We start from the raw sequence: 24170 nt of genomic DNA, 5'->3' as shown, positions 1-24170 counted from the left end.
GTTGCAGCGCCAGGAAGCCGCCGCAGCCGCACGCCCCTCGCTCAGCAAGGTGATCGAGCAGTTGATCAAGGACGCCAGCCAGGCGTAGCGGTCGGCCTCGCGGCCGTCTGCCGCCCACATTTTTTCCAGGTGACATCGTCGCCACCGCGGAGGGCCGGGCGATCCTGGTCCGTTCTACGTGGACAGGGAGGAGGCCATCGCTTCCTTCCGACGGTTGGCCGCGCTGGAGGTGGAGACAGTGTTCGTGCCCCACGGCGAACCGTTGATGGAGGACGCGGGGCGCGGTACTCCGGGCAGCAGCTCCGGAGGGGGACTGGGTGTAAAGCAGCCAAGGTGCCAGCACTCTCCCCGTGCGTGGAGGGGCCCGCTCCTTGCGCGGGGCCGGACGGGCCGTGGTCGCGCAGTTCGAATCCGCGCTCCGCCAGGTGCCGGCGGATCTCGCTAATCGCGCGGCCAATGCTGGAGGAGCCCACCTCGTAGATCACGCCGAGAGCCTCGTGGGTGAGGCCGGTGCGCAGGTGGACTGGAGTCGCCAATAGCCGGTCGGTGAAGACCGGTTCGTACTCCGGCCCGGCCCCCGGCCTGCCGCTCGGCGCCTGCCCTGGCGCCGCTCATGCCGCGCGGACTCACAGCGTGCTTCCCAGCGTGGCGCGAGTTCTTCTGGCGGTCCTTGAACTTGTACTTGCCTGTTGAGCATCGAACTTTGGTTACGTTGGGGCCGCCGTGTGGAAACCCGTTCGCCCCGTAGAACCAACCCGCCTATCGTGCCTGCCGTGCAGATCACCACGATCGATCCACAGCAACGGTCCTACGGCCAGGGCGCTCTGGTCGCCGACGCCGCACGGCTGCTGTTCATCAGCGGCCAGATCCCGGAGGACAACGATGGTCACGTCCCGGATGACTTCGCCGGCCAGTGCCGCCTGGCCTGGCGCAACGTACTGTCGGTGCTGGAAGCAGCGGACATGACTGTGCTTAATTTGGCGAAGGTCACCGTGTTCCTGTCCGACCGGCGCTACCGGGAGGCCAACGCACAGATCCGCCACGAAGTCCTGGGGAACCATAGTCCCGCCCTGACCGTCATCATCACCGGCATCTACGACGAGGCTTGGTTGCTGGAGATCGAAGCGGTCGCAGCTGCCTGAGCGTTGGCTTCCCGGACGCATTCAGGGCCCGATCGGATAGAGGGACCACATCCGATCGGGCGCATGGAGGCGCGGTGGCAGAGCCGGTGAAGGTCCGCAGGCCGACTGACCAGGAGGGACAGCGGCTGCAGCAGATCGTGCACCGGGGCAGCACCAGTTCGGTGCGCTACCGGCGCGCGATAATGCTGCTGGCCTCAGCCGGCGGGAACCGTGTACCGGTGATCGCCCAATTGGTGCAGGCCGACGAGGACACCGTCCGGGACGTGATCCACCGCTTCAACGGATCGGGCTGGCCTGTCTGGACCCTCAGTGGGCGGGAGGCCGTCCTCGCCTGCTCAGTCGTGACGACGAGGACTTCGTCATCCAGACGGCCACCCCCCGCTCGCGCAAGCTCGGCCAGCCCTTCACCCGCTGGTCACTGCGCAAACTCTCCGCCTACCTGCGCCGCGTCCACGGCCGCACGATCCCATCGGCCGCGAGGCGCTGCGGTGCCTGCTCGCCCGCCGCGGGGTGACCTTCCAGCGCACCAAGACCTGGAAGGAGTCCACCGATCCCGAGCGGGACGCCAAGCTCGACCGGATCGAGCACGTCATCGCGCACTTCCCTGACCGCGTTTTTGCCTTCGATGAGTTCGGCCCGCTGGGCATCCGCCCCACGGCAGGATCCTGCTGGGCCGAGCGCAGCCGCCCGGACCGGGTGTCGGTGACCTACCACCGCACCCACGGCGTGACCTACTTCCACGGCTGCTATTCGATCGGCGACGACACCCTCCGGGCGATCGACAACCGGCCGGCCTCCGCGTCCCAGACGACCAGTTCGCCATCGAGGACCAGGCCGTGCGGCAGCTGCTTCTCGGCGGCCGGCACCAGGTCCGGCCAACGGTCCTGGACCAGCGACCCGCGGCGGGTCTGCACCATCACGCGCCCACCCGGGCCGGTCGCGGTGAAGACGAGTGCCCGGTGGCCGTCCAGCTTCTGCTCGTAGGCCACCCCTGCGCGCAGCGCGGCCGGGCCCGGCACGGACTCCGCAGCCTGCGCCGGCATCAGCTCAATGGGCGGTTGCAACGTCACCCCGGGGCCTCCTCACGGTCGCCCCCCTTCCAGGGTCAGCCTGACCGCATGGGCACGGCCCGACGGGGCCCCAGACGCATCATCCATCCAAGGGGGCGGCGGGGCCGTCTGGTGCGCGCTCGGGCCTGCGTGCGGCACGGTGGTCTTCATGCGCTGCTGGTCTCTTCCTCTGCTCCTCGCCGCCCTGCTCGCGCCCTCCGGATGCGTCACCATCCACCCCTCCCCCACCCGCCCTCCGGGACAACTTCCGCCCCGGTGCCAGCGGACCACAAGCACCCGCCCGTCCCCCGGACCGGGTGGCCCGATCCCGGGGCAGCACTGCCGCTCTCCCCATTGCCCGACCCTGCGCCCGCCACCCCGGCCGGTACCGCTCCCGCGCAAGACCACCGGCTCGGCCCCACCGCCCGCCGTAGCGGACCGCGAAAGCGCCCCCAAGCGGGCCCCGCACCCCACAGCGAAGCCCAAAGCCACGGCGAAGGCGCGGCCGCAGTACCCGGCGCCGCACCTCCCGGTCCAGCCCGCACCCCGGGCAGGTGCCGGAGACATGAAGGAACTGTGCCGCGCGGCCCACGACATCACCAGCCCCGCCGCCGCCTCGCTGTGTCACCAGATGTGGCACTGAGCGCCACCGTAGTTGGCCTATTTGATCGCCAGTTGGCCAGTGACACCCGTGACCGATCTCGCTTCGGAAGTTGGCACAGCACCTGACGGCCGTTCTGGCCGACCGGTGCTTGACCTGAACCTTGGTTGATGTACGAGAGTCGTGTCATCGAACGCGAGACGAGGAGTTTCCGATGACACAGTCCAGGATCCTGGTGACCGGCGCGACTGGAAAGGTCGGCGGCGCGGTGGTGACCCAACTGCACGCGGCGGGCGTGCCCGTGCGGGCGCTGGTGAGAGGGGAGGCGGACTTCCCGGAGGGTGTGCAGGCGGTACGCGGCGATCTCGGTGATCCCGCGTCGCTGGACACGGCTCTGGAGGGCGTCGATTCGGTCTTCCTGGTGTGGCCGTTCCTGAGCGCCGAGGGCGCGTCGGACGTGATCGACGCGATCGGGAAGCGCGCCCGACGGGTGGTGTACCTGTCATCCGCCGGGGTCGGGAGCGAGAAGGAGAAGCCGGGCGAGGCGATCACCATGTTCCACACGGAGCTGGAGCGGCTGATCGAGGCATCGGGCCTGGAGTGGACGGCGCTGCGGCCCACCGGGTTCGCGAGCAACACGCTGGGCTGGGCGGAGGAGGTCCGCACCACCGGTGCGGTACGGGCGCCGCTGGCAAGGCTGGCCCGCCCGCTGATCCACGAGGCGGACATTGCTGCCGTCGCCGTTCAGGCTCTGACGACCGACGCCCTGCTCGGCGCCCGCCCCCTGATCACCGGCCTCGAACTGATCACCCAGGAACGGCAGGTGGCTCTGATCAGCGACGCGATCGGGCGGCCGGTACGGTTCGAGGAGGTCTCACTGGACGAAGCCATCGAGCAGATGAAGGCCGCAGGCTACCCGGCAGAGCTGGTGGAGGCCGTGTTGCCTGCCCAGGCGGAGATGCTCGACAATCCGGAGCCGGTCAACGATGAGGTGGAGCGCATCACGGGCACCCCGGCCCGATCCTTCCGGGAGTGGGCGGTGGACCACGCGGCGGACTTCCGCTGAGAGGGACGTCAATACACGTGGACACAGACGACCGAAGCACCGGATCTCGGCTCCGTCGCCCACACTCCTGACGCCGAGGCCGGGCCCCCTGCTCAGGGAAGCCCCGAGCGGTTGAACCGTGCAGGTCGGGAGGCCACCTCGCGGCTATGGCATGCCGTACTCAGAAGGATCCGCACCCGACCCCGAAACCACCCTGAGTGACTACACCGTCTACACGCTGACCAACTACCCGTCAACGAAATGGCCAACTACGAAGCAACGCCATCCCGTGAGCTGCTCTGTTCACCGGCCCCTGGCCAACAACGAAGCAAACCGGGTCCCGCTGCCCGGGGACCAGGAGGTCGTCGCGGCGCTCTGGTCCCGGCGCCAGCTGCGCGACGGCTGGAGGTACGAGGTCACCCTCCCAGTCTGGAAGAACGGGCCCGGGGACTCTCTGGAGCCGGCCGAGTACCGGGTCCGGGTGCGCGCGCCGGACCACGTACGGCCCGTGGACGGCGTCTCGTACGACGACGCGCCTTGGCGATGGCCTTGTGCGACGGTTTCGAGAACTCCGTAGCGGCGAAGCTCACTGCCGCGGATGCCGCAGTCGGTACGTCACGCGGTCCCAGTGGCTGGGCGTGGGCGACATCAGATGCTGGTCGGTCCGTCGTATCTTGCTCGCCAGGCGACGCTCGAAATGCCGCGCGATCACGCTGTCTGCCGGGGCTCGGATCAGTCGATGGCTGTCGAAGACCTTGACCCAGTTCTGGCCGTCCGCGTCCTGGAAGCGTGCGGCCAGGGCACCTGAGCCCGAACCGTTATGCGTGTACTCCCTGGATTGGCCCGGCAGGAGCGGCCCTTCCGGGTCCTCTCCGGTCTGCTGATCAGTGCGCCACTGATCAGCATTGAACAGGCCGACGGAGAGAAAGGGACGGTCTGACACGTTGGTCACTCGGGCGACGTGCGGATCGCCGCCGTGGGGCGTGTTCGTGCTGAAGACGAGCTTGCGGGCTTCCTCTGTCTCCTCCTTGCGTCGGTCACGCAGGAGGATGTAGAAGCCGAGCAACAGCGAGCCGCTGGTCAAGATGGCGCTCGCCCATGCGGGGACAGTCCCCCAATCCAACCCTGTCACGGTCGAGTTCTGCGTTCACTGGCACCATCTGAAACCGGACTTGAGGTAGACCTGAGGAGCAGGCTGTCGAGCGACTGGTCCTTGTGACCGTCACTTCTCGTGTCGGCCGGGGCTGGACATCGTGGCGGCGGCTTCGTCGTACGCGGCGTCCTGTACCCGCCACTGGCTCGACGCCACCCTCGACCACGCCCGCGTCGACCCCGACATAGGCGGCCCTCTCGTCCTGCGGCACGTCCCGCCAGAGGCGTACACCGTCACCCCACGCCTCAATGTCCTCACCCCGCACCAGGTGGACGCCCTCACCGGGCGGAAGAAGCCCCGCGCGTCCGTACGCGGGGCATGACCCGGATACGCCAGAAACCCGCCACGGGATGATCTTGGATGCTTGACGGGTCGCCTGCCACGCCGGGGGCGCGACGGTCTGTTCGTCGTGCTCGCTGAGCATGCGCATGCCGGTCGCGGAATCGGGTGATCGCGGTGGGGTCGGCGTATGAGGGCAAGACCTCGCGGTAGCGCGGGGTCGCAAAGCCAACCGATGCGGCCCGGAGGCTGAGGCTATGTTGTCCCGCCAACGCTGGCCCACGGGTTGAGGCTGTGTCGGAGAGATCTCAAGCGCCCAGAACCTCGTATTGTGCCGTCCAACTGGCCTGGTCGAGCAAGGGAGGAGGTGCCGATGTGCGGTACTACGAGTACGTGTCCGAAACCAAGGTGCAGATGCTCTTCGATCAGATCCCTCCCAAGCTGTTGTCCAAGCTCGCTGCCGAGGCAAAGATCCACCTGGAGATCCTCGCCCTGTCTGTGCAGAAGGCCCAGGCCGAAGCCACTCTCTACAGTCGTCTGGAACTCGTCGAGGAGTACCTCGATCGGAACTACGAGATCACGTGGATGACGGAGCCAGACTCCTGGTTCAGGGGCGAACTCAACCTACGGACCGCGACTTACCAGGAAGTAGACGGCCAGGTCGGGGGGCCGCTCTTCATGGTGGGGCAAGCTGGCAGAACCCTGGTGGCCCTCATCGGCTCGAGCCACCACCTCATCGGTGGTCGACCGAAGGAAGCGATCGGCGGCTCCTCCTCCACTCTGCCGTCCCTGTTCCGCCTTTTGCGGCGAGAGGCACCGGAGGAACCCCTGAACGTGCAGGGGTACGAGCCTGACTACCAGGCGTCAGAGAGTGTGTCCGCGATGTATGACGTCGTGGGGTTCGCCCGGACGTCGTCGTCGGCACTCCGCTGTACGTGGCGCAGCGGGACGACTGACCAGCGGAAGCTGCGCTCAGGACCCTTGCCAATTCTGTGGGCTACTCGGCGGCAAGCCTGTCTCTGAAAGATCACCCCGTGGCGGGTTTCTGGCGTATCTGAAGCCCGGCTGCAGCCGGCCCGGCAGGTCCCATTCCGAGTGCGGTAGGAACGTGTGGCGATCTGTCACAGCGGTTCCTGCACTCATCGGTTGGCCCCCGCCCGGGCGGCGGGACCGGGACGCGGGCCGGTCACCGGTGCCGCGCCGTGCCCAGCTCGTCGGTGTACCGGCCGAGGGCGTCCTCGGCCGTGGGGACGGGGCCGAACAGCTGCTCCTGGCGGCGGGGGTCGGCGACGTAGCGGCCGCTGTCGAACCAGCCGAACATCGCGGCCATGTCCTTGACCAAGGGCATGAAGCGGCCGGCGACGGCTCCTGCGGCGCGGGCGGCGGCGGAAGGGATGGCCCACACCTTGATTTTCTTTCCGGCCCGGTTGCCCATCAGGTCGGCCACCTCACGCATGCTGACCGGACGGTCCCAGCCGATGTCGATGCGCTCACCGTTGTCGGCCTCGGCGTCGACGGCGGCCGCCAGGTAGGCCGCGAGGTCGGAGGCGTGAACGAAGGTCAGCGGAACCGTGGTCTTGCCGATCCACATCAGGCGGCCCTTGTCGATCGGGTCGCCCGCCATGGTCGCGATCTGGTCGAGGAAGGCCCCCGGGCGCAGTGCGACGAACGGGACGCCGAGCTGTTCGAGCTTGTCCTCGGCGACCTTCTTGTGCCAGAAGTGCGGGACATGGGGTGTTTGATCGCTGGTGAGGATGCTGGTCAGGACGAACCGCCGGATGCCGGCGCGGTGGGCGGCCTCGGCGAGGTGGGCGTTGCCGACGGTGTCGATGTCGTGCGCGTTCTTGCCGCCGCGGGTGTAGCCGGCAGCGGTGGTGATGACGGCATCGGCGCCGTTCATGGCGGCGACGAGCGAGTCGAGGTCGAGCATGTCGCCGCGGGCGATCTCGACGCCCCGGCTTTCGAGCCTGCTCGCGTCGGTGGTCGGCCGGACCAGGGCGCGGACGTTCTTGCCGCGCTTGAGCAGTTCGTCGACGACCTTGCCGCCGAGGGAGCCGGTCGCGCCGACGACGAGGACGGGGAGAGTGGTGGTCATGGGGAGTCTCACTTTCCATCAGGTCAGTAGTGGGGGGATGGGGTGGGCGGGGCAGTGGTGGCCGCGGACGTGGGCGCCGTCGGCCCGGGACGCTCAGGGGGCGGGCCTGGGGTGGGCGGATCCGCGGCGCCCGTCACCGCCGGCCTGCAGGATCTTGCCGAGGTCTGAGGTGACCCGGACGCGACTGATACGTCCGTCCTCGATGTACAGCCGGCCGGCGACGGGGAAGCGCTCGCCGGCCCCGCGGGGGTATTGCCCTTTCCCCCGGATGAGTTCCGTCCTGCTTCCACCGGGACGGCTCGCGCTTCCCCCTGACGCTGAGGCCCCGCTCACCCCGTTCTCCCTGACATACGGGGGTGGCAAGCCGAGAGGAGTTACTCGGACTCTTCCCGCGGAAGAGGGCGGCTGTTGATCGCGTCGGCGATGGCGTAAGCGGTGCGGACGAAGGACTCCGCCTGCTGCGCCGACAGGTTCCGCGCGGAGGTCTCCTCCAGGGCCCGCCACATGGCTGCCAGGGGCTCGCGCATGGCACGACCCTTGTCGGTGAGGTGGACGACCATGACACGCCGGTCGTGTTCGGCCGGCTCGCGGATGAGCAGGCCGGCGTCCTGCATGCGGCGTAGGGACTTGGAGACGGTGGAGTGGTCCAGGCCGACGCTTTCGAGAAGCTCGGACTGGGTCTGGCCGTCCCGGTCAAGGAGGTGCATCAGCAGCAGTTCCTGTCCGGGATGCAGGTCCATCTCGCGGAGCATGGCGGCGGCGCGGGCCCGGTGAGCGCGGGCGAGCTCGAAGATCGCGTAGCTCATCTGCCCCTCGCTGGCCGTAGTGGGGATGCGGGGTGTGGGGGCGGGCATGATGCGGTTCCTCAGACGGTGTAGGTGGGGTAGTCGGTGTAGCCAGCCGCTCCGCCGCTGTAGAAGGTCGCTGGGTCGGGGGTGTTCAGCGGCGCGTCAGAGCGTAGCCGCTCGACCAGGTCCGGGTTGGCGAGCGCGAGGGCGCCGACGGAGACAAGGTCGGCCGTGCCGTTGTCGATGTCCTTGGCGCGGGTGGGCAGGTCGGTGCCGGCCCGGTTGAGGATCAGCGTGGTCGGCCACAGCGCGCGCAGGGTGCCCAGCAGCGCGTCGTCGCCCGCGTGGAGGACGTGGAGGTAGGCGAGGCCGAGCGGGCTGAGCGCGCGCATGAGCGCCGGATACAGCTCAGCGGTGTCTGACTCGGCGATGTCGTTGTAGGGGTTGCCGGGGGAGATGCGCAGGCCGGTGCGGTCGGCGCCGATCTCGTCGGCCACGGCAGCGGCGACCTCGACGGCGAAGCGGATGCGGTTGTCGAGGGAACCGCCGTAGCGGTCGGTGCGCTGGTTGGTGTTGCCGGACAGGAACTGGTGCACCAGGTAGCCGTTGGCGGCGTGGATCTCCACGCCGTCGGCGCCTGCCGCGACGGCAGCCGCTGCGGCGCGGCGGAAGTCCTCGACGGTCGCCGCGACCTCCTGCGTCGACAGAGCACGGGGTGTCGGCATCTCCTGGGCCCCGGACGCGGTGAACATCATGCCCTGCGGCCGGATCGCCGAAGGGGCGACCGGCTGGCGCCCGTGGGGGGTGTTGTCAGGGTGGGAGATGCGTCCGGTGTGCATCAGCTGGATGACGATCCGGCCGTCGGCCGCGTGCACGGCGTCGGTGACCTTGCGCCACCCGGCGATCTGCTCGTCATTGTGGATGCCGGGGGTGAGGAGGTAGCCCTGGCCGTCGGTGGAGGGCTGGGTTCCCTCGGTGATGATGAGCGCGTGCGAGGCCCGCTGGGCGTAGTACTCGGCGTTCAGCTCGATCGGTACGCCTTCAGGTGTCGAGCGGTCACGGGTCATGGGGGCCATGACCAGGCGGTGCGGCAGGGAGATGTCACCGACGGTGGTCGGTGTCCACAGGGAGTTCAGCATGCGCGGTCCTTCGGTGCGGTGATGGCCAGGTGGTCATCGGGATAGAGGCGGGTGTGGTGGGTGCAGTGGCAGGCGTGATCAGTCGAGGGTGAGGACGAGCTTGCCCCGGACATGCCCGGCGTCGCTGACCTGCTGGGCCGTGGCGGCCTCGGCGAGCGGGTAGGCGGTGACGGTGGTGACGACCTTGCCGCTCGCGGCGTCCTCGGCCAGGGCGGCCAGGCGGGCGGCCGAGCGTTCCTGGGGGCTGTTGGCGAAGGTGATGCCGAGCTGGTGCGCGCGGAAGTCGGCGATGGTGACGATGCGCTCGGTGCCGCCCCGCAGGGTGATGGAGTCCTCAAGGGCTCCCTTCCCTGCCAGGTCGAACACCGCGTCCACGCCGCCGGGGGCGAGCGCCCGGACCCGCTCGACCAGGCCCTCGCCGTAAACGGTCGCGGTGGCGCCGAGCGAGGCGAGGTATTCCTGGTTGGCGGGGCCGGCGGTGCCGATGACACGCGCTCCGCCGGCCGTGGCGAGCTGGACCGCCAGGGTTCCGACCGCTCCGGCCGCGCCGTGCATCAGCACGGTCTCCCCGGCGGTGACGCCGAGAAGGTTCAGGACCCGCTCGGCCGTCTCGCCCGCCACCGGCAGCGCGACCGCGTGCTGCCAGTCGAGGCCGGCGGGCTTGGGGGCCACGATGGTGGCCAGCGCGTACTGGGCGTACGAGCCGGTGTCCGACCAGCCCAGCACCTCGTCACCCACCCGCACGTCCCGCACACCCTCCCCCAGGGCGTCCACCACGCCGGCGAGCTCGCGACCGGGGACGGAGGGGAGCGGCGTGGGGAACACAGCCTCCAGTGCTCCGGAGCGGATCTTGCCGTCCAGCGCGTTCAGCCCGGCTGCCTTGACGCGGACGCGGATCTGCCCGGGGCCGGGCTGCGGGACCTCGATGTCCGCCTCGCGCAGCACTTCCGTGCCTCCGAAACGGTCAAACAGGATGGCTTTCATAACGGCTCCTCTCGTGTCACCACGCATTTAGGTGGCTAGACACATAATCAACGTAACAGCAAACATGTGGCTAGCCAAGTATTTGCTGCCGCTCAGGCCGCGCAAGATCGGCCACGGTCGCGTCGGTCCCCTCGGGACGGCGGTCGAAGCGGGAGGCGCCCCGCCGGAGCGCGCCTTGCGCGGCCCAGGGGCTACCTCTACCGGAAGCCGGACGACCGGGCCGCCAGACCCTAGCGGTGCGCGGCTCCGTTCCGGTTCAGGGCCCGGGTCAGCTCGCGGTTGGCCGCCCGGGCAGCCTCCGGCTCCGCGTTCCCCTCCTCCAGCCGGATCGCGTCCAGCAGCGCGGTCCACGAGGTCCGGCCGGTCTCCAGCGCGGCGACGATCGAGTACGGCCAGCCGGGCACCATCTGGTGCTTGCCCAGTCCAGCACTCAGGCGCTGCGGGACTTGCGGTCGGCCGTCTTCTTCGCCGCCGGCTTCTTGGCAGGAGCCTGGGCCGCCGGCCATGCCGGGCACCAGGCCCGGATGTCGGCGTCCGAGGGGGCGGCTCGATGACGACGTCCACGTCGTTCGGCTCCAGCGCACCACGCGCGTACGACCCGAAGACGTACACCTCCTCCACCAGGCCCAGCGGCCAACCGCCACCCTCAAGCCGCGTGATCATGTCCGCCGCAGACGCGTCGCCCGCTCACGCTTCACCTGGCCGCGCCCTCCGCATAGGCGGCGCGGAACTCCTGCGCCACCACGAGAACAGAACCCGGCACCGCACGCGGCTTCCCGTCCCGCCACGTCCCCCCGATCACCTCCGCCGAAGCCCTCCCCCGCTCCAGCTCACACTCCTCGACAGCCGCAGCGAACTCCTCGGGAATCTCCCGCCGGTCCACCACACCCGCCACCGCAACCTGCGGGAAGGAACCACCAAACGTCTGCAACCGCGACCACCCCAAAGACCGGCCGACCTTCCGCAACGCCGAACAGATCAGATCGACCCCGCCCAACTCCTCCGCCTCATCAACACCAAGCCGGAGCTCATACGACCCGCCGAAGCCACCCCGCCCGGCGGACACGAACGACGCAACAACGGCACCGAGACAGCGACGAGACGCTCATGACGCGGATCACCCGCAAACGACGGCATCCACCGAGCCTAGCCAGACACGACACGCCCCCACCCAGCGTTCCACCACACCCACCCACAGGGACGACAAACACCCCACCCACCACACGACAGCAGCCGCGACGCCACATACGTCGCCCTGGCCCTGCCCACCGACCAATACCGCCGACTCACGCGGACCGCCGCAGCTCTCAGCGAGGCCTCCACCGGTCTCCTCCTCGCCCGCCTTCTCACCACCACCACAACCCCCGCCAACAACACGGACACCACCCCAACCGCCAGTTCCTGGCCCGCCGAATCACCCCGCACCATCGCCCTCCCCTGACCCCACACCCAAACCACTCGCCGCCCGAGTGGCGCGGCGACGGCCGGCGGTATGGACAGCGGATACCGGCCAGAAGTGAGGGAAGCAGTGCGGGCCACCACCGGTGAGGTGGCGGCCCGCACTGCGATGCCGTTACGCGGCAGGACAGACCCAGGGCGGACTGTGCATGGGGGAAGGCGGCTGTCACATCCGTCTCACTCGCAACCGACACCCCCGCTCACGCGTCGCACCAGACATGGAACGCGTATGGCTTTTCTCGCTCATCCCGCTGACGATCGGCGTGGTCTTCCTCAGCTTCGGTGTGTACGGACTCCGCCGCGCCGGCGCGCTCCGTCGCGCCGGTGTCACCGCTGAGGGGCGGATCGTCCGCCACGAGACCAGGCGAGACGACGAAGGATCCACCCTCCACTACCCGGTCGCAGCGTGGACGACCCGGGACGGCCGCGAGTGCGAGTACGCATCCAGGTTCGGACGCGGTTCCGTCGCGGGCGCATTCGGAGTGGGTACCTTTGCCGTAGTCCGATACGACCCCGAAGACCCCCGCCGATTTGCGATCCAGGGATGGGACGTAACAACGGTCGACCTGGTGTTCACCATCGTGGGATCGCTCTTCACAGCGGGCACGCTGACGGTGTTGCTCGTCCGACTGCTCACTCTCTGACCTGCTTCCGGCCGTTGACGGCGCAGCACACTTCCTGACACCACCGATGGACGGAAGCCGGAGTAGCCCAACTGGTCGAATGGGCTGCGGCCCACAGCTGCCTCCTGGGAGCGCACTGTGGGCTCAGGTGCCAGGCTTGGTGGTCCAGACGAAAGTCGTCCGCGGGGAGGGAGCGCGGCATGGACAAGGACGCGAGCGCGGTGAGTGCAGTCGGCCTCGTCGTCCCGCTGGGGCGGCTGGGCGCGACCGACCTGGGGGTCGCGGGCGGGAAGGGTGCGAACCTGGGGGAGCTGGTCCGCGCGGGCTTTGCGGTACCTCCGGGTTTCGTCGTGACCACAGCGGCGTACCGGCCGCCGGAGCTCAGTCGGCTCGGTACCGGCGGTCCGGCGGCGGTCCGCGAGGCCGTGGTGAGTGCCGGCGTCCCGGACGAGGTGGCGGAGGCGGTGCGCACGGCCTACCGGGATCTCGGCGGCGGGGCGGTCGCAGTGCGTTCGAGCGCTACCGCGGAGGACCTGCCGGAGGCTGCGTTCGCCGGGCAGCAGGACACCTTCCTCAACGTCAGTGGCGACCCGGACGTCCTTGACGCGGTCGTCCGCTGCTGGGCCTCGCTGTGGACCGACCGCGCGGTCGACTACCGAACCGGCCGCGGCATCGACCACGGCCGGGTGAGGATGGCGGTCGTTGTGCAGCGCATGGTCGACGCCGAGTTCGCGGGGGTGGCATTCACCAGCGATCCCGTCACCGGTGACCGGCATGCGCTGGTCATCGACGCGAGCCCGGGGCTCGGCGAGGCGGTGGTCTCCGGGCTGGTCTCGCCCGAACACATCGTCGTCGACACGCGGCGCTCGAGGATGGTCGGCCGCAGCGCCGGACACTACGAGGTCGTCGTCCGCCCTCGTCCCGGCGGTGGCACCGAGCAGGTCACAGGGGACCCGGCGGGCGCCGCTCTGCCCGCGCCGGTGGTACGGCAACTCATTGACGTCGCCGGGGACGTCGAGCTGCATTTCGGCCGACCGCAGGACATCGAATGGGCGTGGGCCGACGGGAAACTGTACGTCCTGCAGACCCGCCCGATCACCGCGCTGCCCGAGCGGACGCGGCTGGAGGGCCTGCCGCGCCTGCCGATCCGCTTCCAGCGGATGACGACCGCGATGCTCAGCGAGGTCCTGCCGGTCCGCCCGTACCCGATCGACATCTCCGCGTGGCTGGCACCGCTGCTCGGGCTTCTCGAGAAAGCAGTGGTCAACGCGACCGGCATGGTCCTTCCACCGCCGTCCCGGATGTTCGCCGAGGATTCCGGCGTGGCGGTCCGTGTGGAGATGCCGCTGCCCAGGCCCACCTGGCGGCTGGTGACAGCGCCCGTCCGTCTCGTCCGCGCGGCACGCCGCCACGACCCGGCCCGGTGGACGTCCGATCCGCTCATCGGGGCCATGCGCCGACGCGCGGATGAACTCCGCGGACGGGGCATCGGCAGCTCTTCCTGGCCGGAACTCCTGACCGTTCTGAAGGAAGGGCCCTGGATCGCCGCGCCGTTGCTGGAACTGCGGCTGCGTTACTTCCCCCGCACCCTGCTGGCGCTGGCCGGGCTGTATCTCACGCTGTCCGCGCTGCGACGGCGCCGGCTCATGGGCGCGCTGCTGTCGGGTGTGAACACCCTGACCGCCGATGCGAACCGTTCGCTGGAGGACCTGGCGGCCGCGATCCGAGCCGACACGGAGCTCTCGGAGGCCTTCGCCCGGCACACCGCCGACGAGCTGTACGAGGCGCTGAACACCAGCATGCGGGAGTCGGCTCCCGGCTTCGTGGCCGACTTCGAAGGCTTCCTGGACCTGTACGGGCACCGCGACACGGCGACACCGCTGCTGCTCACGCCGGGGACCTGGCGCGACAGGCCGGACGTCGTCCTGAGCATGCTGAAGGGCCTCGCCTCCCAGGACCCGCCGCCGGCCGGCCCACACCCCGGTGAGCAGGCCGAACAGACCCTGTTCCGCCACCCCATGCTCCGCTGGGGGCCGGGACCGCTGCGGTCGGCGGTCCGTGTGATGCTGCGGCAGGCGCGCTGGTTCCAGCAGATCCGCGACGACACACGGTTCCTGGCGATGCTGCCGCTGCCCGCGATGCGGCAGGCGCTGCTGGAGATGGGCCACCGGCTCGTCGCAGCCGGGGTACTCGACGCCGCGGAGGACGTCTTCCACCTGCACCTGGACGAACTCGAATCCATCGGGCCCTGGCCGCCCGCGCCCGAATTCGCCGCCGAGCTGCGCGAGCTCGCGACCCGCCGCAAGGCCACGCGTGCCGCCCTCGCCCGGACACCGCTCGTCCCGCTCGCCCCCGCTCAGCCGCCCGGTGCGACCCGCGCCGACGTCCTGCTGCGCGGAACCCCGGGCAGCGCCGGTGCCGCGGAGGGACCGGTGCGAGTGATCCACGGCCCGGACGGGTTCGCCGCCCTCCGCAACGGTGACGTCCTGGTCGCCTCCTACACGAGTCCCGCCTGGACGCCGCTCTTCCGCCGGGCGGCCGCCGTCGTCACCGACACGGGCGGTGTGGCCTCCCATGCCGCGATCGTCGCCCGCGAGTACGGCATCCCCGCGGTCATGGCCGCCGCCGACGCGACCAGGCAACTGACCGACGGCCAGCGGGTCCGCGTCGACGGCGACCACGGTCTGGTCCTCCGCCCGAGCCACTGAAGCGCCGAGCCCGGCGCTGCCAGCACCGCGCCGCCCCGGCGGTCGTTGCCCCCGTGGCCGCCCCCTTGGACGCGCCACGCGGGGCGGCCGCTGGACTGCACTGACCACCCCACGCACAAGGCCCCAGTCGCATCAGCAACAACACACAGTCACGGTCGGCTCACCATGCGAGCCCCACCGGTCCCGAGGCCGTCCTCCTTATCGGGGGCTGAGGCTTACGCGCTAGCTTGGCGGTGGCTCTGCCGGCGTCGTGCCGGCCCGCGCTCCCGCACCACCGCCGGCAGCGGCGGACTCAGCCGCTCGAGGGCTGAACGCCTTCCCCGAACCTCGGCATGTCGCCCACCGTGACGTCCAAGCGCAGCCGGACGAAACGCAGCGGATGCCGCCACGCCCCTCGGTCGATCGCGGTGTCCGCGCTGACCTCCGCGACCAGCTCTTGGCTGACCAGGCTGACGTCCAGGAGTTCGCGGCTGCCCCAGGCGGAGGAGAGCGAGACTCCCCAGGACGTCAGTACCGCCGTGCGCTTTGCCCGGGACAACGGCATCGCGGCTGACCGGCGCCGCCAGTCAGGCCCCGGCGTCCTCCGGGTCGATCTCGTAGAAGCCGGGTCCGTCCAGGAACCGGATGGTGTTGGCGTCGCGCAGGACCACTTCCTCCGTCTCGTGCACCAAGAGCGCGGATCCCGCGTACGTCATGTCGTCGACGGTGCGGGAGATCCGGTCGCCCGGCTGGAGGTAGACCTGGACGTCGTGGAAGCTCTCCAGGCGCCGGATCGCGTTCAGGTCGCGGTACTCCCGCAGCACCCCTTCGGCCGGCGAGATCAGCGCGACGTGACCGACGTGCCGCGTGCGCCGGTAGTCCTCGTCGGCCATCCGGTGGAAGCCGTCGGGGTCGAGATACGCCCGCACCGTCCAGTCGAGCTGGGACTCGCCGATGGCGAGCTGCGCGTGCTGGGGCAGCCTGCCGCCGGAGAGGCGTGCGCCGACCTCGACGAGCCTCGGCCCGTCGTTGGTCAGCTTCACCTCGAGGTGCGCGGGACCGTGCTGGATGCCGAGTGCCTCGAGCACCCGCTCCGCGTACTCGGCCAGCTGGTCCTGCACCTCACCGCGCCGGGCCATCAGGTAGATGCCGTCGAGGAGGTCCGACACGCCGTTGACGGCGAGCCGCGTGGTCCGCCAGATCTCACAGACCCGGTGGTGACCGTCCCGGCTCACCGTGTTGACCATGTACTCGGTGCCGCAGAGGTACTCCTGCGCGACCATCCCGTCATTGCGCTCGGAGAACACGTTGACGGTCCCGGCCGTCTTCCGGTACGCGGCCACGGACTCCTCGGGCGTATCGCAGAAGAAGACGTGGTCGTTGCCCGAGCTCCGGAGCGGCTTCACGACGACGCGGCCGCCCAGGGAACGGTGCCACGCCGCCAACTGCTCCTCGTCGGTGACCTGCAGCTGGCGTGCTCCGGGAACACCGGCCCGCTTGATCGTCTCGATCATCACGTACTTGTCGCGCCGGGCCTCGCTCAACTCCACACCGTTGCCGGGGAGTCCGAGTGCCGAGCTGAGCGCGTCGGTGAGCGGGACGCCGATCTCCCCACCGGCCACGACGGCCACCGGGGCGTACGCGGCGAGGCGTTCGACGGTCGTGGCGAGGTCCTCGTGGACGATGGTGTCCACATAGCCCTCCCGCACGTACGAGGACTGGTAGACGCCAGGCACCTCCTTGGTGCTCTGCACCCTGATCAGCGCCGCCCCGGCCTCCCGGAACTGTTCGGCGAGCCGCACGGCCGGGATGTAGGGATCGATGAGGACGACGTGTGGCACGGCGGACATCACAAGCTCTCTTTCTCAAGGTGGGCAGAAGTGCCGGAGGAGGGACATTCGGCCTGCGAACGCGGGCGCATCGCGGGCCCGGCCGGCAGGGAGACGAGCAGGATGAAGGCGCCGACGGCGGCGAAGCCCCAGGACGCGCCCCCGTGGTCCAGGGCGACGCCGACGACCGGCCCGCCGATCGCGGCGCCGACGGCCGTCGCGGTGGAGTACAGGCTCAGGGCCGAGGCCCGGGCCCCGCTCACGGCGAAGGTGCTGACGGCGGTCGCGGTGGACGCGAAGGCCGGTGCGTTCAGCAGGGCGGCGGGGAGCAGCGCCACGGCCAGCCAGGGAACACCGCCCGCGAGGCCGACGGGGATCGTCACGGCGCCGAGGGCGGCGACGATCACCGCCGCCGGGGGGCGGCGCGACATGCTCCCGTAGACGAGACCTCCGGCCATCGAGCACAGGCTGACGCCCACCAGGACGGGGCCGAGCCACGCCGTCTGGTCGTCCTGCCGAAGAGCTCCGATGATCGCCAGCTCCGCGCCGGAGGAGAACATCCCGGCAGCGAGCGCGCACGCGCAGGTCGCGACCAGTCCCCGGTTGAGCCATTGGCGCAGCGGGGGCAAGGGGGGCAACGGAGCCGGTGGGGTGCCGGACGACCGGTTCTCGTCGCGGGGTTGCGGGCGAGGGTTCCGGACGATCACGGCCACGCCGTTGACGACCAGCAGCAGCCCGACCCCCTGGACGGCGAGGGTGGTTGACGACTGGGTCGCCAGCGCGACGACGAGCGACGGGCCGATCAGGTACGAGATGGTGGTCAGCATGGAGTCCAGGGCGAAGGCCGTGTGACGGTTCTCCTCGGGCACCAGGCCGGTGATGGCCAAGCGGGAGATCGTCGATCCCTGGACGATGGCCAGTCCCGACAGCGGGGCGGCGAAGAGCAGGGCGGTGTACGGAAGTTGCGCCGCCGCCCCCCAGAACAGGGCCTGGGCCACGGTGGCGACGACCAGCACCGGGCGCAGTCCGTGCCGGTCGATGTGGCGCCCTTGGAACGGCGAACCCACGGCGGCACCGGCGGCCCAGAGCGCGATGACCAACCCGGCCTGTCCGTAGCCGAGTTGCTGCGTGGTCGTCAGATGCAGGGTGAGAACCAGCGGGACGGCCACCAAGGGGATCTTGATCAGCGACCCGAGCAGGAGCATCGACGGCAGTCCGGGAGTGCTCAGTACCCGGCGGTAGGCGTGCAGTGTCATGCCCTTCGTGTTGCACGTGCTGTGGGAGGAGGACGCGGCGCACCGCGGCCGGGGCCGCGGTGCGCGCCTCGACGTCAGTTGGCGATCCAGTAGCGGGTGAGGCGGCGCCGGGTATCGGTGAAGGCGGAACGCGAGTGGAACATCCGGTGGTTGTCCCAGATGAGCATCGCGTCCTCGGGGATGAGGACCGACATCCGGTTGTCCTGGAAGAAGTCCAGAGCCTGCTGGGCGAGCGCCACGCCCTCGGCGCCCAGCGGCGGGTTCTGGGGGCCGGCCAGTTCGTCGAGGTCCTCGGAATAGCCGCCGGTCCGCAGGAGGGTGCAGCTCAGGCGGTTGATCGTGCCGTGCTCGGTCCGCTCGACCAGGGGCTTCCAGAGCCCCTTGACGTCCTCGGTCTCCACGTAGGACGGCCAGTACATCTCACCCTCGTGCACCAGACGTCGGGACTGGCTGCTCAGGCCCGCGACGAAGGCGTGCGCGTCGGCGAGCATGGTCTGGCCGCCGCCGCAGGTGGCTTGGACACGGCAGTGCAGGGCCAGGTAGCGCGGCGGCGGGTCCTGCCCCGGAGCTTCGGTGTGCGGCCGCAGCGTATGGGCGCTGCGGGTGTCGCGCACCTTCTCGAACCCCGGGTGGGCCATGATGTCGTACGTCAGCTCCCCGGTGCTCTGCGGGACCAGGACGCCCAGAGTTCCCGCCAGCGCGGCAGCCTCCTCGGGACTCAGCGGGCCCCGCGTCAGTGCGTAGCCCTGCACGCCGAGATCGCGCGCGACTTCAGCGCTCATGTCATCTAACATCGCCATCACCAGGATAATTAGTAGGATTTGACGGTAAGTTAATCATGTGAAGAGACTCTTCACATGAACAAGATCAGCATTGGCGTCCTCGCTTCCACCTACAAGAAGCACGAGAAGCGTGCCCCCTTACACCCCGCGCACCTGCCGCTCATCGATGCCGGAATCCGCAGTCGGATGTACCTCGAGACGGGCTACGGGCGCCGCTTCGGCTTCTCGGACGACCAGCTCGCCCCCCAGGTCGCCGGCATCCTGCCCCGCGGCGAACTCATCCGCCGCTCCGATCTCGTCATGATGTTCAAGGCCACCCACCGCGACCTCGCCGAGCTGCGCGACGGTCAGATCCTGTGGGGCGCACCGCACTTCGCCCAGAACATGGAGACGACGCAGCTGGCCATCGACCGCAAGCTGACCGTGATCTCCAAGGAGGCCATGCGCGACCGGCCCGAAGGCAGCGACACGGACCGCTTCGTGTTCCACCGCGTCAGCGAGATCGCCGGCTACTGCTCCGTCCAGCACGCCCTGCAGTCGATCGGGCGGACCGGGGCGTGGGGAAGGCCCCTGGAGAAGGCGGTCGTCCTCGGATACGGGTCCACCGGACAAGGCGCCGCCCTCGCCCTCCAGGCCCACGGCGTGCGCAACCTGAGCGTCGTCACCCAGCGTCCGAGCTCCGCCGTCACCCCGCCCAGCGACACCGCCCGGATGGCTCAACTCCACTACGACCACGCCGATCCGGCCGCGAGCACCGTGACCGTCCAGGGCCACGCGGCCCCGCTGGCCGGGTTCCTCGCCGAGCACGACATCGTCGTCAACTGCGTGATGCAGGACATCGACTCGCCGCAGGTCTACCTCACCGAGGACGACCTGACCCGGTTCCCCTCCGGTGCGCTCGTCGTCGATGTCTCCTGCGACCTGGCCATGGGTTTCAGCTGGGCCCGCCCCACCTCGTTCGACGAGCCCCTCGTCACGGTCGGCGACCACGTCCGCTACTACGCGGTCGACCACAGCCCGTCCCTGCTGTGGGACTCCGCCACCTGGGAGCTGAGCCGCGCCGCCCTGCGCTACCTGCCGATCGTCGCCGACCCACAGGCCTGGGACACCGACGAGACCATCCACCGTGCCCTCGAGGTACGCGAGGGCGTCGTCCAGAACCCCAGCATCCTCGCGTACCAGGGCCGTTCACCGCACTACCCCCACGACTCCGTGGAGTGACCGTCGCAGCGGGCTGAGCCGGCCGCGAAGGTCCGACCTGCGGGAGTCCTTGTCCTGCGGGCTTCGGGCCCTCGTGCGGCGCGGCTGTTGTCGGAGGTGGGGGAGGCTTCCGACCTCGCCGCGTGCGCCGGGTATGACCGAGGTACGCGCCAAGGGCGACGAGGTGCTCTCGGCTCTGAGTCTCCCGGTCTCCGGTCCCACGTCCCACCCGGCCGGGTCGGGATCGCCGGATCCGGTGACGGTATCCCCATCCGATCAGAGCGATCACGCGTCCGTGCTGCGCCGGATCCTGCCCCAGTTCGCCTCGGCCCTCGTCAGCGGCCTCATCGAGCCCCTCTTCGGCACGGAGGAGGTCGGGCGTTCGTTCGCTCTCGGCCACTGGCAGCAGTGGCCTTCCGAGCAGGCCACTGCAGTGGAGGAATTCCTGCAGGCCTGGTGGGCGCACACGCTCACCGATCCGGATCCCGCCGTACCGGTGCATGACCTCCTCGTCCTGAGTGCCGAGGCAACGGGCACGCTGAGCCCGTGGCTCAATACCTGGAAGCGCTGAGTGACCCTGTGGCCGACCGACACCTGGCCGAAGCCGCAGCGCACTGGGAGTACGAACTGCTTGGTGACCAACTCCCCCGGCGCGCGTGGGAGAACGAGGAAGAGATGCGCGCTGAGCTGACTGCCTGGCTTGTCCGCCACGCGCCCGCCCGGCTTCGCGCCCATGGCGCATCCGAGGATCTACTTCAGCGGATACGGCTGCTCGGCGTCACCGGACCCGACCGCTGGGAGGACCCGCACTGGCCCGGCCACCGCTACTGATCCACCCAAACCGCATGGTGCTCCCTGTCCACCTACCGAGGTGCGGTGCCGGCGTCGCGAGCTAGCCGAAACGTTGTACGTGGTCGATATGATCGACCACGTCGTCAGTCCGTGCAGTGTGGCGGGGGCGGACGCCAGTGTTCCGTCGGGTCTGTGTCAGAACACGAAGCGGAGGGTGTGGCCTCCCCTCTCTTTACTCTCGAGACATGAACGTGTTCGACGGCGGTGACGGCCGATACCTGGAGATGACCAACAGCGGCACGGCGGTGTTCGTGGACGTGCTGATGCTCGCCGTGTCCGCGCTGGCCCACAAGCCGTGGGACTTCCGCTTCGCCGCCCTGCTGACACTCCAGGACCAGAACGTGATGGGGCGTGGGGTGGTCGGCTTCGGCCTGGCGGAGCTCGACTGGGGGGACACGCCGCAGGAGCGGGCCACGGCCAAGGACTTCCTGCTGCGTGTCCTCGATCTGGCGCTGTCCCGTCACCGGTGGGAGGAACTGACGTACGAGCCGCCCCGGGCCGAGGGGTACCTGCGCACGTACCGGGCGATGGTGGAGCAGTTCGACCCTGCCACCGCGAGGGCCGGCACGGGCGTCCTGCCCGGGCCGCAGGAGGCCGCGATGGCCTCCTGCGTACGCCACCGAGTGCTGGATGCGCTGCCGTTCTGGGAGGCGTGCGTGTTCTGCACGGCCGGGGTCTGAGGGTCTACGTCCCACGGTCTGCCGTCTAAGTGATCTCGCATCGCGGTTCCAGCATCGTCCGAGCCCACCAGCACGCTGCCGGGGCTCGCAAAGGGGGCTCCGCAGCCCGGCCCTTGGGCGGTCCCGGGGGCGGGCTGCCGAGTAGCCGGGAGGAATCTCACCTCCCGGCTCTCACAGAACCGTGCGTAACAGTCTCCCGTTACACGGCTCTTGTCGTTCTTGTCGTCAGGTCATCACGGCTGCGACGGTGCAGCGCCAATGCGCGAAAATGCGAGGGTATCGCCGGGCGATCTCCTGCATCTTCGCGATGGCTTTCCGTTCAGCCGCGAGCCGTTTGTACTTCTGGCGGATCCAGCGCACCAGGTAGGCGTTGATACGCATCAAGAAGGGGTTCAATTCCCATGGCCTGAACCGGCCGTAGTAGTTGATCCAGCCGGCCACGACAGGGTTGATCCTGCGGGCAAGCTCCTTGAAGGAAAGATCAGAGCGGGTGTGCAAGTGCCAGGAGCACACTTCCCGTCCCATCTTGTTCAGGGCATTCCTGCTGACAGCAGGATCGAACGACTGGAATGACTTGCCGTAGCGATCCCGGTTCTGTCTGGCTCGGAACGTGTAGCCGAGGAAGGTGAACGCCGTATGCTCGAAGGAGCCGCGACGTCTGCCGTCTTTGCAGTACACGAGCCGGGTCTTGGCCGGGTGCAGTTGCAGCCCGACTTCGGCCATCCTGTCCATGAGCGCGGCCAGTGCCTGCCGGGCCTGACGCTCCGTGACGCAGTGCAGGACCGCGTCGTCCGCATACCGTTCGAACCAGACGTTCGGGAACTCCCGCGCCATCCAGGTATCGAACGCATAGTGCAGAAACAGGTTCGCCAACACAGGAGAAACCGGCGCCCCTTGCGGGGTTCCACACTCCCGTTCCAGCAGAGAACCGTCGGGCATGGCGAGCGGCGCATGGAGCCACCGCCGCACATACAATTTCACCCAAACGGCCTCGGTGTGAGCTTCCACAGCCTTGACGAGCAGGTCCCAGGGCACGCTGTCGAAGAACTTGGTGATGTCGAACTCCACCACCCAGTCCCGCTTCCAGCAGCGCTCCCGGCACCTTTCAACTGCATCCAAGGCGGACCGTCCGGGCCGGTATCCGTAGCTGTCAGGGTGGAAAATCGGATCCACCCTTCGCATCAGATGCCGAGCCACCACGGTCTGGGCAACACGATCGGCGACAGCGGGAATACCGAGCATTCTCGTGCCGCCGCCGTGCGGCTTGGGGATCTCCACCGCACGCACCGGAGGTGGGAAGTACGAGCCTGATGACATTCGGTTCCAGACCTTGTACAGATTATTCTTCAGGTCCTTCTCGAAGTCCTCGATGCTCTGCCCATCCACACCGGGTGCGCCCTTGTTCGCCCTGACTTCCTCCCACGCCTCTTTGACTTCCCACTTCGAAATCTCAAACGGCTTGATCTGAGACTTCAACTGGCCCATCCCACTCCTCCCGGACGCAGCCCGGTTGATGTGATCAACACAGTCACGAACGACCCGGCCCCTTCGCTCCACCCCCATTACAGGGGCTTCGTCACTACTACGAGCCGGTCCGCCAGCAGGTCCCGCGTCGGTACTCGACCCCTTGCGGTGTCCGCCGCTTGGGGCACTCCCTCTCCCCCGCGACATGGCGGGGCGTGTCGGGACCTGCCTTCTCCTGTTCCATGCGAAAGCGGCAGACTGGACTCGCGTCGCCTACATGCCGGACACCACCTGGCCAATAAACGGGCACTCGCCAGACTAATCCCGGGATTCTGGTCACACCCCGGTTTCGATGTCGTCCTTATCTTTTTCGACACGTCAGCAGCGATTCACTTGCGTTCGCCTTTCCAGTCCCCACCTGACGCCTCTTTCGACGCCTTTTCCTCATCGCTCACCACGACGGTCTTCAGCCAACGCAGCATGAGGCGGTTTGGAGCCTCCCCCCGCAGGGCGACTCCGAAGGGCCAAACCTTCATCTCTCGCACAGCACCATTTTCAGAAGCTGTCCTACTACCAACTCCCTTTCATGTTCAGGACACAAGACCAGCAAGATCCATCTGGCCTGCGACGGATCCGGACGCCCGCTCGCGTCCACGCTGATCGGCGGCAACACCAACGACTGCACCCAGTTCACCACCGTGATGGACGCAATTCAGGTGCCCCGCCTCGGGCTCGGCCGGCCCCGGACCAGGCCCGATCACGTCATCGGCGACAAGGGCTACAGCTCGAAAGCCATCCTCACCTGGCTCCGGCGCCCCTTGGCGAGGCGGCGCCACCCGGTACGAGAAGACCGCACAGTCCTACCACGCAGCCGTCACCCTCGCCTCGCTCCTGATGTGGGCGTGACCAACGGTTCAGCCACCCTTCGGTGCAACAGTGAAACGGCCCGCACCACTCCGCGGCCGGGGTTCAGCGCGCCTCGCACGGACGCCGGTGAGCGCCGGGTCAGGATGGTGGCCTCGCGGTTCTTGGTGCCTGCGAGGGAAGGAGATCGGATGATCACT

Annotated in this window: 25 protein-coding genes and 3 pseudogenes; 13 read left to right on the top strand and 15 right to left on the bottom strand. The window is 69.1% G+C overall.

Going from position 1 to position 24170, the window contains the following annotated elements; translation table 11 throughout:
* Window positions 1-65: 65 nt before the first annotated feature.
* A complete protein-coding gene (locus ACWDYJ_RS29330; protein ID WP_451568598.1) occupies window positions 66-536 on the bottom strand; it encodes a hypothetical protein in 471 nt (156 codons plus the stop codon).
* A gap of 237 nt (window positions 537-773) precedes the next feature.
* On the opposite strand from ACWDYJ_RS29330, the gene ACWDYJ_RS29325 reads away from it, so the two are divergent.
* Window positions 774-1142 carry a RidA family protein gene (locus tag ACWDYJ_RS29325; RefSeq protein WP_451568597.1) on the top strand — a complete coding sequence of 123 codons (369 nt, stop codon included), beginning with the start codon at window positions 774-776 and terminating at the stop codon, window positions 1140-1142.
* Between the two features lie 74 nt (window positions 1143-1216).
* A pseudogene (locus ACWDYJ_RS29320) lies at window positions 1217-1961 on the top strand (helix-turn-helix domain-containing protein); the annotation flags it as partial.
* Here the strand turns inward: ACWDYJ_RS29320 and ACWDYJ_RS29315 are convergent.
* Window positions 1889-2185: an ATP-dependent DNA ligase gene (locus tag ACWDYJ_RS29315; RefSeq protein ID WP_451568606.1), complete on the bottom strand. Its 297-nt coding sequence runs from the start codon at window positions 2183-2185 to the stop codon at window positions 1889-1891. The pseudogene ACWDYJ_RS29320 and the gene ACWDYJ_RS29315 sit on opposite strands and share 73 nt — an antisense overlap.
* A gap of 821 nt (window positions 2186-3006) precedes the next feature.
* On the opposite strand from ACWDYJ_RS29315, the gene ACWDYJ_RS29310 reads away from it, so the two are divergent.
* Window positions 3007-3858: an NAD(P)H-binding protein gene (locus tag ACWDYJ_RS29310; protein ID WP_451568596.1), complete on the top strand. Its 852-nt coding sequence runs from the start codon at window positions 3007-3009 to the stop codon at window positions 3856-3858.
* Window positions 3859-4423: 565 nt separating this feature from the next.
* Here the strand turns inward: ACWDYJ_RS29310 and ACWDYJ_RS29305 are convergent.
* Window positions 4424-4921, bottom strand: a complete 498-nt coding sequence (locus ACWDYJ_RS29305) for a hypothetical protein (protein WP_451568595.1) — start codon at window positions 4919-4921, stop codon at window positions 4424-4426.
* A 169-nt stretch (window positions 4922-5090) separates the two neighbouring features.
* On the opposite strand from ACWDYJ_RS29305, the gene ACWDYJ_RS29300 reads away from it, so the two are divergent.
* Both ACWDYJ_RS29300 and ACWDYJ_RS29295 read left to right on the top strand, forming a co-directional pair.
* The gene (locus ACWDYJ_RS29300; protein WP_451568594.1) at window positions 5091-5312 is read left to right on the top strand and encodes a hypothetical protein; all 222 of its coding nucleotides are present in this window, start codon (window positions 5091-5093) and stop codon (window positions 5310-5312) included.
* 332 nt (window positions 5313-5644) lie between these two features.
* Window positions 5645-6292 carry a DUF7019 family protein gene (locus ACWDYJ_RS29295; protein ID WP_451568593.1) on the top strand — a complete coding sequence of 216 codons (648 nt, stop codon included), beginning with the start codon at window positions 5645-5647 and terminating at the stop codon, window positions 6290-6292.
* A 163-nt stretch (window positions 6293-6455) separates the two neighbouring features.
* On the opposite strand, the gene ACWDYJ_RS29290 is transcribed toward ACWDYJ_RS29295, so the two are convergent.
* From ACWDYJ_RS29290 to ACWDYJ_RS29260, 7 genes and pseudogenes are all read right to left on the bottom strand, one after another.
* Window positions 6456-7364 carry an SDR family oxidoreductase gene (locus ACWDYJ_RS29290; RefSeq protein ID WP_451568592.1) on the bottom strand — a complete coding sequence of 303 codons (909 nt, stop codon included), beginning with the start codon at window positions 7362-7364 and terminating at the stop codon, window positions 6456-6458.
* 374 nt (window positions 7365-7738) lie between these two features.
* Window positions 7739-8218, bottom strand: coding sequence for a MarR family winged helix-turn-helix transcriptional regulator (locus tag ACWDYJ_RS29285; RefSeq protein WP_451568591.1), 480 nt, complete (start codon window positions 8216-8218; stop codon window positions 7739-7741).
* 11 nt (window positions 8219-8229) lie between these two features.
* Window positions 8230-9291: an alkene reductase gene (locus tag ACWDYJ_RS29280; RefSeq protein WP_451568590.1), complete on the bottom strand. Its 1062-nt coding sequence runs from the start codon at window positions 9289-9291 to the stop codon at window positions 8230-8232.
* A gap of 78 nt (window positions 9292-9369) precedes the next feature.
* Entirely contained in the window at window positions 9370-10275 is a 906-nt protein-coding gene (locus ACWDYJ_RS29275; RefSeq protein ID WP_451568589.1) for an NADP-dependent oxidoreductase, read from the bottom strand.
* A 230-nt stretch (window positions 10276-10505) separates the two neighbouring features.
* Complete coding sequence (locus tag ACWDYJ_RS29270; RefSeq protein ID WP_451568607.1) at window positions 10506-10781, bottom strand: hypothetical protein; 276 nt, start codon at window positions 10779-10781, stop codon at window positions 10506-10508.
* 67 nt (window positions 10782-10848) lie between these two features.
* A pseudogene (locus ACWDYJ_RS29265) lies at window positions 10849-10938 on the bottom strand (nucleotidyltransferase domain-containing protein); the annotation flags it as partial.
* Window positions 10939-10969: 31 nt separating this feature from the next.
* Window positions 10970-11272 (bottom strand): hypothetical protein, encoded by a 303-nt coding sequence (locus tag ACWDYJ_RS29260; protein WP_451568588.1) that lies wholly within the window; start codon window positions 11270-11272, stop codon window positions 10970-10972.
* A 679-nt stretch (window positions 11273-11951) separates the two neighbouring features.
* On the opposite strand from ACWDYJ_RS29260, the gene ACWDYJ_RS29255 reads away from it, so the two are divergent.
* Both ACWDYJ_RS29255 and ACWDYJ_RS29250 read left to right on the top strand, forming a co-directional pair.
* Window positions 11952-12377 carry a DUF3592 domain-containing protein gene (locus ACWDYJ_RS29255; protein ID WP_451568587.1) on the top strand — a complete coding sequence of 142 codons (426 nt, stop codon included), beginning with the start codon at window positions 11952-11954 and terminating at the stop codon, window positions 12375-12377.
* Between the two features lie 179 nt (window positions 12378-12556).
* Window positions 12557-15064: a PEP/pyruvate-binding domain-containing protein gene (locus tag ACWDYJ_RS29250; protein ID WP_451568586.1), complete on the top strand. Its 2508-nt coding sequence runs from the start codon at window positions 12557-12559 to the stop codon at window positions 15062-15064.
* 292 nt (window positions 15065-15356) lie between these two features.
* Here the strand turns inward: ACWDYJ_RS29250 and ACWDYJ_RS29245 are convergent, their stop codons facing one another.
* The 4 genes from ACWDYJ_RS29245 to ACWDYJ_RS29230 all read right to left on the bottom strand — a co-directional run bounded on the left by ACWDYJ_RS29245 (window position 15357) and on the right by ACWDYJ_RS29230 (window position 18910).
* A complete protein-coding gene (locus ACWDYJ_RS29245) occupies window positions 15357-15602 on the bottom strand; it encodes a hypothetical protein (protein ID WP_451568585.1) in 246 nt (81 codons plus the stop codon).
* A gap of 28 nt (window positions 15603-15630) precedes the next feature.
* Complete coding sequence (locus ACWDYJ_RS29240) at window positions 15631-16893, bottom strand: ATP-grasp domain-containing protein (protein ID WP_451568584.1); 1263 nt, start codon at window positions 16891-16893, stop codon at window positions 15631-15633.
* A complete protein-coding gene (locus ACWDYJ_RS29235) occupies window positions 16893-18128 on the bottom strand; it encodes an MFS transporter (RefSeq protein ID WP_451568583.1) in 1236 nt (411 codons plus the stop codon). Before ACWDYJ_RS29235 ends, ACWDYJ_RS29240 begins: the two co-directional genes overlap by 1 nt.
* Before the next feature lie 74 nt (window positions 18129-18202).
* Window positions 18203-18910, bottom strand: a complete 708-nt coding sequence (locus ACWDYJ_RS29230) for a TauD/TfdA family dioxygenase (RefSeq protein WP_451568582.1) — start codon at window positions 18908-18910, stop codon at window positions 18203-18205.
* 75 nt (window positions 18911-18985) lie between these two features.
* On the opposite strand from ACWDYJ_RS29230, the gene ACWDYJ_RS29225 reads away from it, so the two are divergent.
* The 5 genes and pseudogenes from ACWDYJ_RS29225 to ACWDYJ_RS29205 form a co-directional block, all read left to right on the top strand.
* Window positions 18986-20131: an alanine dehydrogenase gene (locus tag ACWDYJ_RS29225; protein WP_451568581.1), complete on the top strand. Its 1146-nt coding sequence runs from the start codon at window positions 18986-18988 to the stop codon at window positions 20129-20131.
* Between the two features lie 235 nt (window positions 20132-20366).
* Window positions 20367-20681, top strand: a complete 315-nt coding sequence (locus ACWDYJ_RS29220) for a hypothetical protein (RefSeq protein ID WP_451568580.1) — start codon at window positions 20367-20369, stop codon at window positions 20679-20681.
* Complete coding sequence (locus tag ACWDYJ_RS29215) at window positions 20657-20941, top strand: hypothetical protein (protein WP_451568579.1); 285 nt, start codon at window positions 20657-20659, stop codon at window positions 20939-20941. The genes ACWDYJ_RS29220 and ACWDYJ_RS29215 overlap by 25 nt, the downstream gene beginning before the upstream one ends.
* 206 nt (window positions 20942-21147) lie before the next feature.
* Window positions 21148-21642, top strand: coding sequence for a hypothetical protein (locus tag ACWDYJ_RS29210; RefSeq protein WP_451568578.1), 495 nt, complete (start codon window positions 21148-21150; stop codon window positions 21640-21642).
* A 47-nt stretch (window positions 21643-21689) separates the two neighbouring features.
* A pseudogene (locus ACWDYJ_RS29205) lies at window positions 21690-21779 on the top strand (IS5/IS1182 family transposase); the annotation flags it as partial.
* An 88-nt stretch (window positions 21780-21867) separates the two neighbouring features.
* On the opposite strand, the gene ltrA reads toward ACWDYJ_RS29205, so the two are convergent.
* The gene (gene ltrA / locus ACWDYJ_RS29200; RefSeq protein ID WP_451568577.1) at window positions 21868-23127 is read right to left on the bottom strand and encodes a group II intron reverse transcriptase/maturase; all 1260 of its coding nucleotides are present in this window, start codon (window positions 23125-23127) and stop codon (window positions 21868-21870) included.
* A 425-nt stretch (window positions 23128-23552) separates the two neighbouring features.
* On the opposite strand from ltrA, the gene ACWDYJ_RS29195 reads away from it, so the two are divergent.
* Window positions 23553-24170 (top strand): transposase (locus ACWDYJ_RS29195; protein ID WP_451568605.1); only part of this gene is annotated, 618 nt, incomplete at its 3' end.

The organism is Streptomyces sp. NPDC003042 (genome assembly GCF_053591315.1).
This window is presented reverse-complemented; position numbering and strand designations above follow the sequence as displayed.